13 protein-coding genes and 1 pseudogene are annotated in these 13,498 nt (G+C 74.7%); 9 read left to right on the top strand and 5 right to left on the bottom strand.

Going from position 1 to position 13,498, the window contains the following annotated elements:
• The first annotated feature begins 122 nt into the window (after positions 1-122).
• From D7I43_RS18040 to D7I43_RS18065, 6 genes and pseudogenes are all read left to right on the top strand, one after another.
• Entirely contained in the window at positions 123-1,409 is a 1,287-nt protein-coding gene (locus D7I43_RS18040) for a hypothetical protein (RefSeq protein WP_240033027.1), read from the top strand.
• A gap of 41 nt (positions 1,410-1,450) precedes the next feature.
• Positions 1,451-1,648 (top strand): annotated as a pseudogene (locus tag D7I43_RS33680) (hypothetical protein); the annotation flags it as partial.
• 234 nt (positions 1,649-1,882) lie between these two features.
• Entirely contained in the window at positions 1,883-2,092 is a 210-nt protein-coding gene (locus tag D7I43_RS18050) for a helix-turn-helix domain-containing protein (RefSeq protein WP_007465625.1), read from the top strand.
• A 278-nt stretch (positions 2,093-2,370) separates the two neighbouring features.
• Positions 2,371-2,472, top strand: a complete 102-nt coding sequence (locus D7I43_RS18055) for a 30S ribosomal protein bS22 (RefSeq protein WP_007465623.1) — start codon at positions 2,371-2,373, stop codon at positions 2,470-2,472.
• Positions 2,473-2,592: 120 nt separating this feature from the next.
• Positions 2,593-3,666, top strand: a complete 1,074-nt coding sequence (locus D7I43_RS18060; RefSeq protein ID WP_120329694.1) for an NAD-dependent epimerase/dehydratase family protein — start codon at positions 2,593-2,595, stop codon at positions 3,664-3,666.
• A gap of 299 nt (positions 3,667-3,965) precedes the next feature.
• Positions 3,966-4,823 carry a lysophospholipid acyltransferase family protein gene (locus D7I43_RS18065; RefSeq protein WP_120329695.1) on the top strand — a complete coding sequence of 286 codons (858 nt, stop codon included), beginning with the start codon at positions 3,966-3,968 and terminating at the stop codon, positions 4,821-4,823.
• A gap of 40 nt (positions 4,824-4,863) precedes the next feature.
• Here the strand turns inward: D7I43_RS18065 and D7I43_RS18070 are convergent, their stop codons facing one another.
• The 3 genes from D7I43_RS18070 to D7I43_RS18080 all read right to left on the bottom strand — a co-directional run bounded on the left by D7I43_RS18070 (position 4,864) and on the right by D7I43_RS18080 (position 8,118).
• Entirely contained in the window at positions 4,864-5,727 is an 864-nt protein-coding gene (locus D7I43_RS18070; protein WP_120329696.1) for an HAD family hydrolase, read from the bottom strand.
• A gap of 100 nt (positions 5,728-5,827) precedes the next feature.
• Entirely contained in the window at positions 5,828-6,715 is an 888-nt protein-coding gene (locus D7I43_RS18075) for a DUF5667 domain-containing protein (protein WP_192902188.1), read from the bottom strand.
• Between the two features lie 437 nt (positions 6,716-7,152).
• On the bottom strand, positions 7,153-8,118 hold the full coding sequence (locus D7I43_RS18080; RefSeq protein ID WP_120329698.1) for an ECF subfamily RNA polymerase sigma factor, BldN family: 966 nt from the start codon (positions 8,116-8,118) through the stop codon (positions 7,153-7,155).
• 581 nt (positions 8,119-8,699) lie between these two features.
• On the opposite strand from D7I43_RS18080, the gene D7I43_RS18085 reads away from it, so the two are divergent.
• From D7I43_RS18085 to D7I43_RS18095, 3 genes are read left to right on the top strand one after another with little or no spacing between them, the layout of a single operon-like run.
• Positions 8,700-10,376 (top strand): AMP-binding protein, encoded by a 1,677-nt coding sequence (locus D7I43_RS18085; protein ID WP_120329699.1) that lies wholly within the window; start codon positions 8,700-8,702, stop codon positions 10,374-10,376.
• Entirely contained in the window at positions 10,366-10,620 is a 255-nt protein-coding gene (locus tag D7I43_RS18090; RefSeq protein ID WP_120329700.1) for a glutaredoxin family protein, read from the top strand. The genes D7I43_RS18085 and D7I43_RS18090 overlap by 11 nt, the downstream gene beginning before the upstream one ends.
• A gap of 26 nt (positions 10,621-10,646) precedes the next feature.
• A complete protein-coding gene (locus D7I43_RS18095; RefSeq protein WP_120329757.1) occupies positions 10,647-11,297 on the top strand; it encodes an HAD family hydrolase in 651 nt (216 codons plus the stop codon).
• Between the two features lie 59 nt (positions 11,298-11,356).
• Here the strand turns inward: D7I43_RS18095 and D7I43_RS18100 are convergent, their stop codons facing one another.
• A complete protein-coding gene (locus D7I43_RS18100; RefSeq protein ID WP_120329756.1) occupies positions 11,357-12,013 on the bottom strand; it encodes a LuxR C-terminal-related transcriptional regulator in 657 nt (218 codons plus the stop codon).
• Positions 12,014-12,038: 25 nt separating this feature from the next.
• Entirely contained in the window at positions 12,039-13,337 is a 1,299-nt protein-coding gene (locus D7I43_RS18105) for a sensor histidine kinase (protein ID WP_120329701.1), read from the bottom strand.
• Positions 13,338-13,498 lie beyond the last annotated feature (161 nt).

A 13,498-nucleotide genomic window follows, 5' to 3' on the forward strand; every position in this document is an offset into this window, starting at 1 on the left:
CGGGCTCGCGGCGGCCGACCCGCCGGCACCGGTCTCGCCGGAACGGGTGGCACCGGTCTCGCCGGAACGGGTGGCACCGGTCTCGCCGGAACGGGCTTCCGGTCGTTACCCTTCGCCGGGTGATGGACGGTCTCGACGAGCCAGCGCCCCGCCGGGTCCGACCGGTGTGGACGGTGCTCACGGTGGTCGTACTGCTGCTGCTGGGCTGCGGCGTGCCGGCCGTCCTGGTGGTCGGTGTGGTCGGCGAGCGCGGCACCCGGACGGTCCTGAAGCGCGCCGGCACCACGGCCGCCGACGACGCGACCCGGGCCGAGCGCGAACTCGCCGGGCGCATCGCCGACGCGCTGAGACGGCAGTCCGCGGCGCTGCTCGCCGGCGACCAGGCCGGATTCCTGGCCGTGGCCGACCCGGCCGCCCACGCCGACCTGCGCCGCCGGTTCACCGCCCTGCGGGCGCTGGGGGTGACCACGTGGCGGGCCGAGGTGACGGGGCTGCCCACACCGGTCACCGACCGTCCCGGCGAGTGGCGGATGCTCGTGCGGTACCAGTACTGCTTCGTGGCGCCCGGCTGCCGACCGAGCCCGGTGCTCGCCGGCACCCGCTGGCGCGAGGACGGGCAGCAGCCGCGACTGGTCGCCGTCGAGGAGTCCAAGTCGGCCGAGACCGGCACCCGGCCGTGGGAGATCAGCGAGCTGGTCGCGGCGACCGGTGCGCGGACGCTCGTCGCCACCACGCCGGCGTTGCGCGGGAGGCTGCCCGCCCTGCTGGCCCAGGCCGAGGCGGCCGCGAAGGTCGCCGACCGGTACACGCTGGACGGTTCCCCGCCGGACCGCTACCGGATCTTCTACGCCGGCCGCACCGAGTGGGAACGCTGGTACGGCGGGGGCCGGCCGACCTGGACCGGCGGGTACGCGGTGACCGTCGGCGGCGGCCACCACGAGATCGTGCTCAACGCGGAAGGCACCACCGACGACGGCATCGACGACCTGCTCCGGCACGAGCTGACCCACGCGGCCTCGCTGCCCGACGGGGGCTACCCGGGCAAGACCACCTGGTGGCTCGTGGAGGGGCTGGCGGAGTACGTCGCCGCCAACGGCCAGGCGACGAACCGGTACGAGGGGCTGAGCCAGGTGCGGCGGCTCATCCAGAGTGGCTGGAACGGCCGCCTGGAGGAACTCGCCCCCGCCGACGACGCCCCGGCCGAGCGGGTGGCCGGCAGCTACGGTCTCGGCTACCTGGCCGTCCGGCACCTCGTCGACCGCTTCGGCGAGCAGCGGCTGCTCGCCTTCTTCGACGCCGTCGTCCACGACCGTACGGCCGTGGAACGCGCCTCCGCCCAGGTGTTCGGCGAGTCCTGGTCCGTGCTGCACGAGCAGTGCGTGGCGTACGTCCGCACCCTGATCTCCTGACGGCCGACCGGCGCTCCCGGTCGGCGCGGCCCCCGGAGATTCATGATCCACCGGTGTCCGGCGCTCCCGGCGCACCTGCGACACTGGTGCCCGCTCCCAGTGCGGAGCCTCGGGATTCCGCGTCCGGAAGCGGCCCGGGGCGCCCGCCCGGTGGCTCCGGTGGCGCCGCCGGAGCCACCGGGTGCCTCCGCCCTCCCGCCGGTTCCCGGCCGGTCCCGCGGAACGGTCGCGCTTGGTGACCGGTCGGTTCCGGGCCGTTCGGTCCCGGCAACGGGACGGGCGGCGCAGCAGGGCGCATACCGCCAGGTCAGGACGGGTGAAACCCGGGTCCGAATCATGATCAGTTGTAGGAAGGGATCGCGCCGGTCACAGCGGCACCGCTACCGTACTGGTAACACGCGCGTTGCCGGCCCGGGCGGGAGCATCCCGCCGGCGTGGGCACGCGCCGGGCATGGGATGGGGTCGGGTGAGCCATGGCCGGGTCGCAGTCCGACGGTCGGCTGTCGGAGGTCAAGTTCCTCACCGTCGCCGAGGTGGCGACGGTCATGCGGGTGTCGAAGATGACGGTCTACCGCCTGGTGCACAGCGGTGAACTCACCGCGGTACGGGTCGGCCGGTCGTTCCGGGTTCCGGAACACGCGGTGCACGAGTATCTGCGGGGCGCCTTTCAGGAGACCGCCTGAACCACCGGGCCGCCCGCGGCCGCCCGGAAGCCCCGGGCACGGCGGGCATGAGGAGTGAGTCGCCGGCGGGCGCGCGCCACGTCCGCGAAGCCTCGACGCCGGGGTCGCGTTGGTCCTGCTGACGCTCTCCCGCTACCCTGGACCCCGACCGTGACCGCACCCCGGTGCGCCCTACCGCCCGAGCTGGTCCGGTCCGTTGTCCGCAAGCGGTCGCCGACGCCCACCCGCGTGGTGGTGGCAGCCGGTCCGCCCCGCACGTTGCATCGAAAGGCTGTCGTATGGGCTCGGTGGTCAAGAAGCGCCGCAAGCGCATGGCTAAGAAGAAGCACCGCAAGCTGCTGCGCAAGACCCGCGTCCAGCGTCGCCGTCTCGGCAAGTGACCGTTGCCGGGCCCACGGCCCGGCAACGCCGTCACATGCCCTCTGTCGACCCTCGGAGGCTCAGGTGATCAGGCCGTGGATGTCCCGGCTCGATCCCGCCTGCCGGGGAAGGTGCGGAAGATGACCCCCGGTGGCACCCCCGGTGCTCCGGGGGTCGTCGTCGTGACCGGGGTGGGCCGCTACCTCGGCGCCCACGTGGCGGCCCGGCTCGCCGCCGACCCCCGGATCGAGCGGGTCATCGGCATCGATCCGCCCGAGTCGCCCGGCGAGTTCGCCGACCTGCTCGACGGCGTGGAGCGGATCCGCGTCGACTTCGAGTCCCTCGGCGGCCTCCTGGCCGACCTCGACGTCGACGCGGTGGTGCACCTCGCGCTGATCACCGCGCCGGACCGGCAGCAGGGCGGCCGGTCGGCCATGAAGGAACAGAACGTCATCGGCACGATGCAGCTGCTCGCCGCCTGCCAGCGGGCACCGCGGCTGCGCAAGCTCGTGGTCCGCTCCTCCACGGCCGCGTACGGAGCGTCCTTCCGGGACCCGGCGGTCTTCACCGAGGAGACCGAGCCGCGCGAGGTGCCGCGCGGCGGGTTCGGCCGCGACATCCTCGACATCGAGGGGTACGTCCGCGGCTTCCGCCGCCGCCGGCCCGACGTCACCGCGACCGTGCTGCGCTTCGCGCCCTTCATCGGCTCCACCGCCGACACCACGTTGACGCGCTACTTCTCGCAGCCGGTGGTGCCGACCGTCCTGGGCCGCGATCCCCGGCTCCAGTTCCTGCACTTCGACGACGCGCTCGAGGTGCTGCACCGCTCGGTCGTCGAGGACCATCCCGGCACCTACAACGTGGCCGGTCCGGGCGTGCTCTCCCTCACCCAGGCCATCCGCCGGGCCGGTCGGGTGGCCGTGCCGGTGCTGGAACCCGGCCTCTCCGGCGCCGCCGCGCTCGCCCGCACCCTCGGCTTCGGCCGGTACGGCCTGGACCAGGTCGACCTCTTCGTGCACGGCCGGGTCGTGGACACCACCCGGTTGGAGCAGGAGTACGGCTTCACCCCGCGGTCGACGGCCGCGGCCTTCGACGACTTCATCCGTGCCCACCACGGTGGGGTGGTGGTGACCCGCGACCAGTTGGCCGCCGCCGAGCGGCTCGTGCTGGACGGGATCCGGCAGGTGCGGGCGGCCGTCCGGGAGGGGTCGTGACGGGTCAGGAGCGCGACGACGCCGGGGCGCGGGGCCGGTTCCGCGTACCGCCGGCGGCGCCCGGCCCGGACGCGGAGCCGGCGCGGCGCAACGGCCACCGACCCGCGAGCCCGCCCGCCGGGCCGGAGTCTTCGGGGAGGTCTCCGGGGAAGTCGGAGGCCCCGGGACGGTCGGGGACCGCGGGGAGGCCGGCGGGGCCGGAGGCGCCACGCACGGAGGCGCCGCGACGCGCCGGGCGCGCGGACGACGCCGGGCCGGCGGGCGCGCGCCCGGAGACTCCGGGGCGGGACGGACCGGCGGTGGCCGACCGGCCGGGAGACCCCTGGGACCGGAAGGTGGCCGGCGCGCTGGCGTTCCTGCGCCGGCGGCTGTCCGGTGACTACGAGGTCGACGAGTTCGGCTTCGACCCGGAGCTGACCAAGGCCGTCCTCCACCCGCCGCTGCGCGTGCTCTACCGGGACTGGTTCCGCACCGAGGTGACCGGCGTCGAGCACGTCCCCGCCGACGGCGCGGGCCTCGTGGTGGGCAACCACTCCGGCACGGTGGCGCTCGACGCGCTGATCCTCGCGACCGCCCTGCACGACCACCACCCCGCACACCGCTTCCTCCGCCTGCTCGGCGCCGACCTGGTGTTCCGGATGCCGGTGGTCTCCGAGCTGGCGCGCAAGTCGGGCGGCACGGTGGCGTGCAACCCGGACGCCGAGCGGCTGCTGCGCGCCGGTGAACTGGTCGGGGTCTTCCCGGAGGGCTTCAAGGGCGTGGGCAAGCTCTACTCCGACCGCTACAAGCTGCAACGCTTCGGCCGGGGCGGGTTCGTCTCGGCGGCGCTGCGCACCGGCACCCCCATCGTGCCCGTGGCCATCGTCGGGGGCGAGGAGATCTACCCGATGCTCGCCGACATCAAGCCTCTCGCCCGGCTGCTCAAGCTGCCGTACTTCCCGGTCACCCCGACCTTTCCGTGGCTCGGTCCGCTGGGGATGATCCCGCTGCCGAGCAAGTGGTTGATCGAGTTCTGCCCGCCGATCCCGACGGCGCACCTGACCGACTCGGCGGACGATCCGCTGGTGGTCTTCAACCTCGCCGACCAGGTCCGCGAGACCATCCAGCAGACCCTCCACAAGCTGCTCGAACGGCGCCCGGACCCGTTCGGCCCGTGACCGGGCCGGGCGGTGCGCGTCCGGCCGGTGCGGCCCGAGGTCAGCCGACGCGGCGGCGGCGGTGCAACGCGAGACCGGCGCTGACCGCACCGACGAGGACGCCGGCCGCCGCCGTGGACGGCACGGCGATCCGCACCGCCCGCCGGCCGGTCCGGAAGTCGCGGACCTCCCACCCGTGCTCCCGGGCACGCCGCAGCAGCGTCCCGTCAGGGTTCACGGCGACCGCCCGGCCGACCGTGGTGAGCAGGGGCAGATCGTTGGCCGAGTCGCTGTACGCGGTGCAGCGGGCCAGGTCGAGCCCTTCGACGGCGGCGAGCTGGGCCACCGCCTCCGCCTTCGCCGGCCCGTGCATGAGATCACCGACCAGCCGCCCGGTGTACGCGCCGTCGACGATCTCCGCGACCGTGCCGATCGCGCCGGTGAGACCCAGCCGGGAGGCGATCACCCGGCCGATCTCCACGGGCGCGGCGCTCACCAGCCAGACCCGCTGCCCGGCGTCCAGGTGGCGCTGGGCGAGCCGGCGCGTGCCGGCCCAGATGCGCGGCGCCATCAGCTCGTCGAAGATCTCCTCGGCGAGCCGCTCCACGTCGTCCACCCGCCAGCCCTCGATGAAGGCGAGGGCCGCCTCCTTGGCCTGCGACATGTCCCCGGCGTGCTCGCGGGCGAGCAGCCGGAACCGGAGCTGCTGCCAGGCGAAGCGGGCCAGGTCGGCCGTCGTGAAGTAGTTGCGGGCGGCGAGCCCACGGGCGAACCAGTAGATCGAGGCGCCCTGCATCATCGTGTTGTCGACGTCGAAGAAGGCCGCCGCGGTCGGGTCGGGGGCGGGAGCCGGCTCGGCCTCGGCCCAGCCGGCCGTGTGACCGTGGACGTCGGTGCTGACCGTCACCTTCCGGGTGCGGGCCACGCGACCTCCCTCCCTCGACCGGTACGGCGTGCGCCTCCAGCGAGGGTAGCCGCATCGACCCGACGGACGGGCATCCGCGCGGTGAACTGTGCTGCGTCGGTCAGCGGGCGCCGGGGCAGGCGGTCGGCGCCGGGCCGAGGGCGTCGCTCGCCACCGGCGCGGGCAGGTTGCAGCCGATGGCGGCGCGCAGGGCGTCCGAGCGTTCGCGGACCGTGTCGAGCAGCGCCAGCGACTGGTGGGTGCGCTCCCGGTCGGCCCGGGCCGCGCCGTCGAGCAGGTCGCTCACCGCGCGCCGCTGGCCGTCGACGAACGCGTTCACGGCGTCCAGTCCGGCCATGTCGGAGCGCTGCACGGCGGCGGTGGTGAGCAGCCGGACGCCCTGGCGGGTGTCGGCGTCCATGTCGTCGAGCACGGCGCTGAACCCGGCGTGGTCGCCCCGCAGCTCGGCGGCCTCGCCGAGCCGCGTACGCGCGAAGTCGAGGAAGAGCTGGCCGCGGCTCATGTCCGAGCTGGCCAGGGCGAGCTGGGCGCGTTCCGTCGAGCGCTTCATGCCGTAGAGCGCGTCGCCCGGCACGGCGTTCTCGCTCGCGGCCGAGATGCCGGACACGGCGATCGCGCCGGACGCCACGCCGATCAGGATCGCGCCTCGGGCGCGCGCCCGCCGGGCGGTGACCGCGGGCAGCAGGGAACGGGTGCCGGAGGTGCGTTCGCCGGCCGGTTCGGTCGCGGCGCCCGTCGCCGCCACGCCCACGCCTTCCCGCTCCGCGGTCGCGACCAGCATGGCCCGCAAGCTGGTGCGGAACTTCGGGTCGACCTCGACCGTCGGGCGTTCGGCGGTGAGCCGCTGACCGACCGCCACGAGTGGGGCGAGCTGGTCGTCGACCCGGGACCGGGTGTGGTGGCGCCGGCCGCCGTTGGCCTCGTCGAGAAGCTGCGCGAAGCGCTCGGCGCGCCGGCGGGAGAAGAGGATGTCGTCCACCGCAGGCACCTCCTCTCGCTGGTCACGGCCGGTCGGCCGCCGTGTGGCCGACGACCGGCGGCAGCATGGCACCGCGGAGGTGAGGTCGTTGGCGCTGTGCCGCCGACCTCGGGGGCCCGGGGGGATGAACCGGGGCAACCACCGGTCGCACCCGGAGAAACGGAACGCGCCGGGCACGGGTTACGGGCCTGGCGGAGCGGAAATCACAGAAAGTGATCGACGTCACGTGGCGGCCATGGGGTCACGGGGTGCCGCGACCGGGGCCGCGTCGGCGAGTGTCAGGCCGTTCCCGATGCGCTTCCTGGCCCGCTTCCGTGCCGATTCCGTGCCCGTTCCGTGGCGGTCCCGCGCCGGTGCCGGTGGTCCCGCGCCGGTGCCGGTGGGGGGTCCCCCGCCGGTGCCGTGGCGGTCCCGCGTCGGATCCCGCGGCGGTCCCGCTGACGGGACTACGGTTGGAAGCCGTCGGGCAGGAGCCGGGCCAGCGCCCGGACCGCGCGGTACTGCAACGCCTTGATCGCGCCCTCGTTCTTGCCCATCGCACGGGCCGTCTCGGCCACCGAGAAGCCCTGCAGGAAGCGGAGCACGATGCACTCCTGCTGCTCCGGGTTCAGCTGCTTCACGGCGCTGAGCAGGGCGACGTTGGTGATGTGCTCGACGACCGCCGCCTCCGGGCTCCCCTCCGGGCCGCGGTCCTCGCGGTCGGCGTCGAGCACGTCGCCGGTCGTGACCTCGAGACGGTAGCGGCCGGACTTGAAGTGGTCGGCCACCAGGTTCCGGGCGATGGTGACGAGCCAGGCGCCGAGGTCACGCCCCTGCCAGGTGAAGCTGCCGATGCGTTTGAGCGCGCGCAGGAACGTGTCAGAGGTGAGGTCCTCGGCCAGTTGGCGGTTGCCGACGCGGAAGTAGACGAAGCGGAAGACGGTGTCGACGTACCGGTCGTAGATCAGACCGAACGCCTCGGCCTCCCCGGCCTGGGCGCGTTCGACCAGCGCCCAGACCTCGGTCGCCGGGTCGGACGGGTCGGGACGGCTCGGGAAGCCGGTGGTGCTCCCGCTCCCGGCGGGTGCGGCGGCCGCCGGCACGGCCGGCAGCACCGCTGTCTCGCCCGCGGACGGGTCGGTCGTCGCGGGCGTGTCGTCCACCCGCCGGCTCTGCGCGGGCATGGTGGGCCGGGCGGGTGCCGCGACCCGCCCGCCGGCCGGCATGGCGTTGCCGCCGGGCACGGCCGGCCGGGCCGGCGCCTCGTTGTGGTGGGGCCGGTTGCGGATCCGTTTCGCCGTGCTCTCACCCCGGACGGCCAGGGCGCCGTTGTCGTCGTGGCCACCCTGGACGGGGGTGGCCCGCTCGTTCACGGTGTTCCGCGCCGGGCCGGTCAGGCCGAGCGGCCGCTCCGTGTAGCCGAAGGTCGTCATCGCGCCACCCCCGTCCCGCCGGCCGTCGGCCGTGCCGGTCGCGCCGCGCGCCCGGCGGGTGCACCGCGGGAGGGCAGAGCGGATGCGGGGTGTGCCGGCGGGCGGCAGTTCCCCTTGAGGTGCTGGTCCAATGCGCTGACGGGCACGGGGGCCTCCTCGGGCTGAGGGGTGTCGACTCACGGCAAATGGGGTGAGCCGACCCGAGTGATGATAGGGCCAACGTCACCCGCGCGTGGCAAGTCCGTTACACAGGGCCGAAGTATTTCCCGCCGTGTCGCACAGATGGCGGACCGGTTGTCCGTCGTGTGCGGTTGACTTTGGCCGGTTGCCATGGTCCGGAGTGGAAGACCTGCTCAAGCCCGCTCTGCCGGCCACCGTCCGACCCGTTCGGTCAGCTAGTTGACACACGATCCGCGTGCTGGCTCCCGGCGTGTCGCGCGTCCCGTCGACGGGACGCAGCTGGCGCGTCCACGGCACAGGGAGGCGTCCCGCCGACGGGACCGCGGGACGTGCGGACGGTGTGCCGCGGCCGCGCGTCCGGGCATGGCCGACCGACCGCCGCTGTGCCAGACTCAGCCACCGTGCAGGACGCAGCGAGCAGCCCCGCGCCGAACCTCGCCGACCGGCTGCGCCGGGCGGCCACCGTCCACGGCGACCGGCCCGTGCTGCACTGGCGGGACCGGACGGTCCGCTGGTCCGAACTGGACGCCTCGGTGACCGCCGTGGCCCGGGCGCTCGCCGCCGCCGTGCCCCACCCGAACGGGACCGGGCACCCCGCCCGGGTGGCCGTCGCGCTGCCCAACACGCCCGACTTCGTCGTCAGCTACCTGGCCGTCCTGCGCGCGGGCCTCGTGGCGGTGCCCGTCAACCCCGGCCTCACCACGCCGGAACTGCGCCACGTGCTCGCCGACTCGGGCGCGTCGGTGCTGATCGCCACCGAGCGGGTCCGCGACCTGGTCGCCCCGGTCGCCGCCGAGCTGCCGGCGCTCACCGCCGTGCACACGCGTCCCCCGGTCGCCGACGGTGGATCCGACACCTTCCCGTCGCGCGGCGGCGACGACCTCGCCGTGCTGCTCTACACCTCCGGCACCGAGGGGCGACCCAAGGGCGCGATGCTCACGCACGGCGCGCTGCTGGCGAACCTCGACCAGGTCGGCCGGATCGAGCCGCCGGTCGTCGGGGCCGACGACGTCGTCCTGCTGGCCCTGCCGCTGTTCCACGCGTACGGGCTCAACGCCGGGCTCGGCGCGGTGATCCACCACGGCGCCACCGGCGTGCTCGTGGACGACCTCGGCCCGGACGCCGCGCTCGACGAGGTCGCGCGGCACCGGGTCACCGTGCTGGTCGGCGTACCGTCCATGGTCCTGAGCTGGTCCACGGCGGACGGCGACACCCTCGCCGCGGCGACGGCGTCGGTCCGCACGGTGGTCTGCGGGGCCGCACCGCTGGACCCCGCCGTGGCGGCCCGCTTCACCGCGGTCACCGGGCGCCCGGTGCACGTCGGCTACGGCCTCACCGAGACGGCCCCGGTGCTCACCTCCACCCTGGTCGGTGGGGTGCCGAAGACCGGTTCGATCGGCCGGCCGCTGCCCGGCGTCGAGCTGCGCCTGGTGGGCGCAGACGGCACCGACCTGTGGCGCGACGGCACGGCCGTGCCGGAGGACGACCCCGACGGGCCGGACCTCGTCGACGCCGCGCCGGGCACCGATCCGGGCCAGATCGTCGTCCGCGGCCCGAACGTCTTCGCCGGCTACTGGCCCGACGGGCGGGGCGGCCCGGACGCCGACGGGTGGTGGCCGACCGGCGACGTCGCGTACGCCGACGAGGACGGCGACCTGTTCCTGGTCGACCGGCTCGGCGAGTTGATCCTGGTCAACGGCTTCAACGTCTACCCGCACGAGGTCGAGTCGGTGCTCGACGCCCATCCCGGGGTGGCCGAGTCGGCGGTACTCGGTGTGCCGCACCCGCGTACCGGCGAGACTGTCCGGGCGTACGTGGTGCGGGCGCCCGGGGCGGCGCCGACCGCCGAGGAACTGCTCGACCACTGCGCGCGGAACCTGGCCCGGTTCAAGTGCCCGACCGGCGTCGAGTTCGTCGACGCCCTGCCGCACTCGGTGATCGGTAAGGTCCGTAAGACACAGCTCCGGTCGGCGACCGCCCCGACGGCCCCGGCCCCGCCGGTGCCGGCGCAGGCGGCGCCGGTCCACCACCCGTCGGCCCCGGCCGACCCGCGTACGGAGGTGCCCGATGGCCAGTGACGCCCGGCTCACCCTGATCACCCGGCCCGGCTGCCACCTCTGCGACGAGGCCCGCGCCGCCCTGGAGCGGGTGGTGGCGGTCACCGGCGACCGGTGGGTCGAGTGGGACGTCACCGGCAACATCGAACTGGAGCGCGACTACGGCGACCGGCTGCCGGTCGTCCTGCTCGACGGCCGGGAGCACGGCTACTGGCGGGTCGAGGAGGAGCGGCTGCTGCGCGACCTCACCACGCCCCAGCTGTGAGCGCCGGACGGGTAGCCTTCGGCGGCATGAGCCCTGCACGCACCCACCTGGTGTGGGACTGGAACGGCACCCTGCTGAACGACCTCAGCCTCGTGGTGGCCTGCACGAACGCCGCGTTCACCAGCGTCGGTGGCCCCACCGTGACCGAGGACGAGCACCGGGTGCGGTTCCGCCGGCCGGTCGCCGAGTACTACGCCGACGTGCTCGGCCGGGCGGTCGACGCGGAGCAGTTCGGCCAGTTGGACCGGATCTTCCACGACGCGTACCGCAGCGGGCTGACCACCTGCGAGCTGGCGGCCGACGCGCGGACGGCGATGCGGGCCTGGCCCGGTGACCAGTCGCTGCTCTCCATGTGGTTCCACGACGAACTGGTGCCGGCGGTGCACCGCTTCGGCCTGACCGGGCACTTCCGGCGGGTGGACGGGCTGCGCGGCACGGTCGGCGGCGACCGCAAGGCGGAGTCGCTCCAGAAGCACCTCGCCGAACTGGGCGTGGACGGCGGCTCCGTGGTGCTGATCGGCGACTCGATCGACGACGCGGACGCCGCCACGGCGGTGGGAGCGCGTGCGGTGCTCTACACGGGCGGGTTCACCGACCCGGCCCGGCTGCGCGCCTCCGGCCACCCGGTGGCCGACACCCTCACCGAAGCCGTAACCCTGGCCCGCACCCTGCCCTGAAGCCCGGCCCCGGCCCCGGGCCCGACCCGGGGTCAGGCCCGGCGGGACCAGGTCGGGGGTCAGTTGCGGAGGTAGGTCAGGACGGCCAGGACGCGGCGGTGCTGCTCGGTGTCGGGCGGCAGGTTGAGCTTCGTGAAGATGTTCCGGACGTGCTTCTCCACGGCGCCGTCGCTGACCACGAGGGTGCGGGCGATCGCGGTGTTCGAGCGCCCCTCGGCCATGAGGCCGAGCACCTCCCGCTCGCGCGGGGTCAGCTCGCGCAGGGGGTCGTCCCGGCGGCGCCGGGCGAAGAGCTGGCCCACCACCTCGGGGTCGAGCACCGTGCCGCCGGCCGCCACGCGGCGCAGCGCGTCCAGGAACTCGTCGATGGCGGCCACCCGGTCCTTGAGCAGGTAGCCGACGCCGCCACCGCCGGCGCCGCCGGTGGTGGCGAGCAGGTCGTCGGCGTACGACACCTCGACGTACTGGGAGAGGACCAGGACGGGGCTGCGCGGCACCAGGTGCCGGGCCCGTACGGCCGCCCGCAGCCCCTCGTCGGTGTGCGACGGCGGCATCCGCACGTCGACGATCGACACGTCCGGCCGGTGGGCCACCACCGCCTCGACGAGCGCCTCGCCGTCGCCGACGACGGCCACGACCTCGTGCCCGTGTTCGGTGAGCAGCCGTACCAGTCCTTCGCGGAGCAGGACGGCGTCGTCGGCGATCACGACCCGCATGGTGGTGTTGTCCATCAGGACATCCTCACAGCGGCAGGTCCGCGCGGATCTCGGTGGGTCCGCCGGGCGGGCTGACCACCATCAGCTCGCCGCCCGCGGCGCGGACCCGGTCGGCGATTCCGGCCAGCCCGTGCCCCTTCGCGACGTGTGCGCCGCCCTGCCCGTCGTCGCCCACGCTCACGATGAGTCGCCGGTCCGAGCGGGACACGCTCACGTGGCACTCGGTCGCCCGGCTGTGCTTGGCCACGTTGGTGAGCGCCTCCGCGACGACGAAGTACGCGGTGCTCTCCACCGCCGGGTCGAGCCGGCCGTCCGGGGTGCCGAGGCCGGAGTCGATCCGCAGCTCGATCGGGATCAGCCCCCGGCCGGCCAGCGCCGCCAGGGCGCTGGGCAGGCCGCGGTCGACGAGGATCGGCGGCGCGATGCCCCGCGAGAGGGCGCGCAGTTCGGCCAGCGTGTCGCGGGTCTGCGCGACGGCCTCGTCGAGCGTGCGACCGGCCGCGTCCGGATCCGACGCGAGCTGCTGCCGGGCCCGGCTCAGGTCCATGGCCAGCCGGACGAGCCGCTGCTGCGGGCCGTCGTGGATGTCCCGCTCCAGCCGGCGCAGCGCGGCCGCCTCGGCGGACACGGCGGCCCGCTTCTGCTCCTCCAGCGCGGTGATCCGGTCGCGCATCTCGGCCACCCCGGTGAGCATCGCCCGGCCGAAGCGCGCCTGCAGCAGGGCGCAGCCGCGGACCACGATCGGCAGCGTGATGAGGAAGAAGATCCCGGCCGCCGTGTAGAGACCGACCCGGGCCAGGGTGGAGTCCCCCAGGCCGAGCAGCTCCGCGGCGTCGGTGTCGCCCTCTCCCCGGGGCAGCGCCCAGTCGTACGTCCAGTAGAGGAGACCGCCGATCGCACCCGCCCACCAGCTCACGGTCACCACGAACGTGGCGGTCGACACGGCCAGCTTCACGATGCCGTGCGCGAGGTCGAGCCAGGACTGCGGGTCCCCGATCGGGACGAGGATGCGCCGCCAGGCGCTCGCGCCCGGCTCCGTCGCCCGGTAGCGCGGGCGTACCCGGGGCTGGTGCAGCACGGTCGGGAGCCGGAGCCGTTCGATGTCGGCGAAGGTCCGGGCGGCGTACAGGGTGCCGGCGAGGACCGGCAGGCCGATCACGGTCACCACGAGGCCGACGCCGAGGGCCGTGCCGACCACGAGTACGACGAAGCTGGCCAGCGCCAGCGGGAAGCCGAGCAGCACGTACCCGGAGTCGAGCAGGAGTTGTCGGGAGACGGTCGGCGCGAGCCTCGGCTGGTCTGCGGTGGCGGGAACGGCGGTCATGCTCAAAAGGCTAGGCAGGGCCGGCCCCGCCGCCCCATCCCGCAGCCCGGCGTCCCCGCCGTAGGGCTGTCCCTACCCCACCCCCTCCTCGCGCCGATCTTGCAGTTTCGGCCCTCGTTTCGTGGCTCTCGCCCGGAATGTCGGGGCAGGAAGTGCAAGAT

This window comes from Micromonospora globbae, from assembly GCF_003610785.1.
GTDB classification, from domain to species: Bacteria; Actinomycetota; Actinomycetes; order Mycobacteriales; family Micromonosporaceae; genus Micromonospora; species Micromonospora globbae.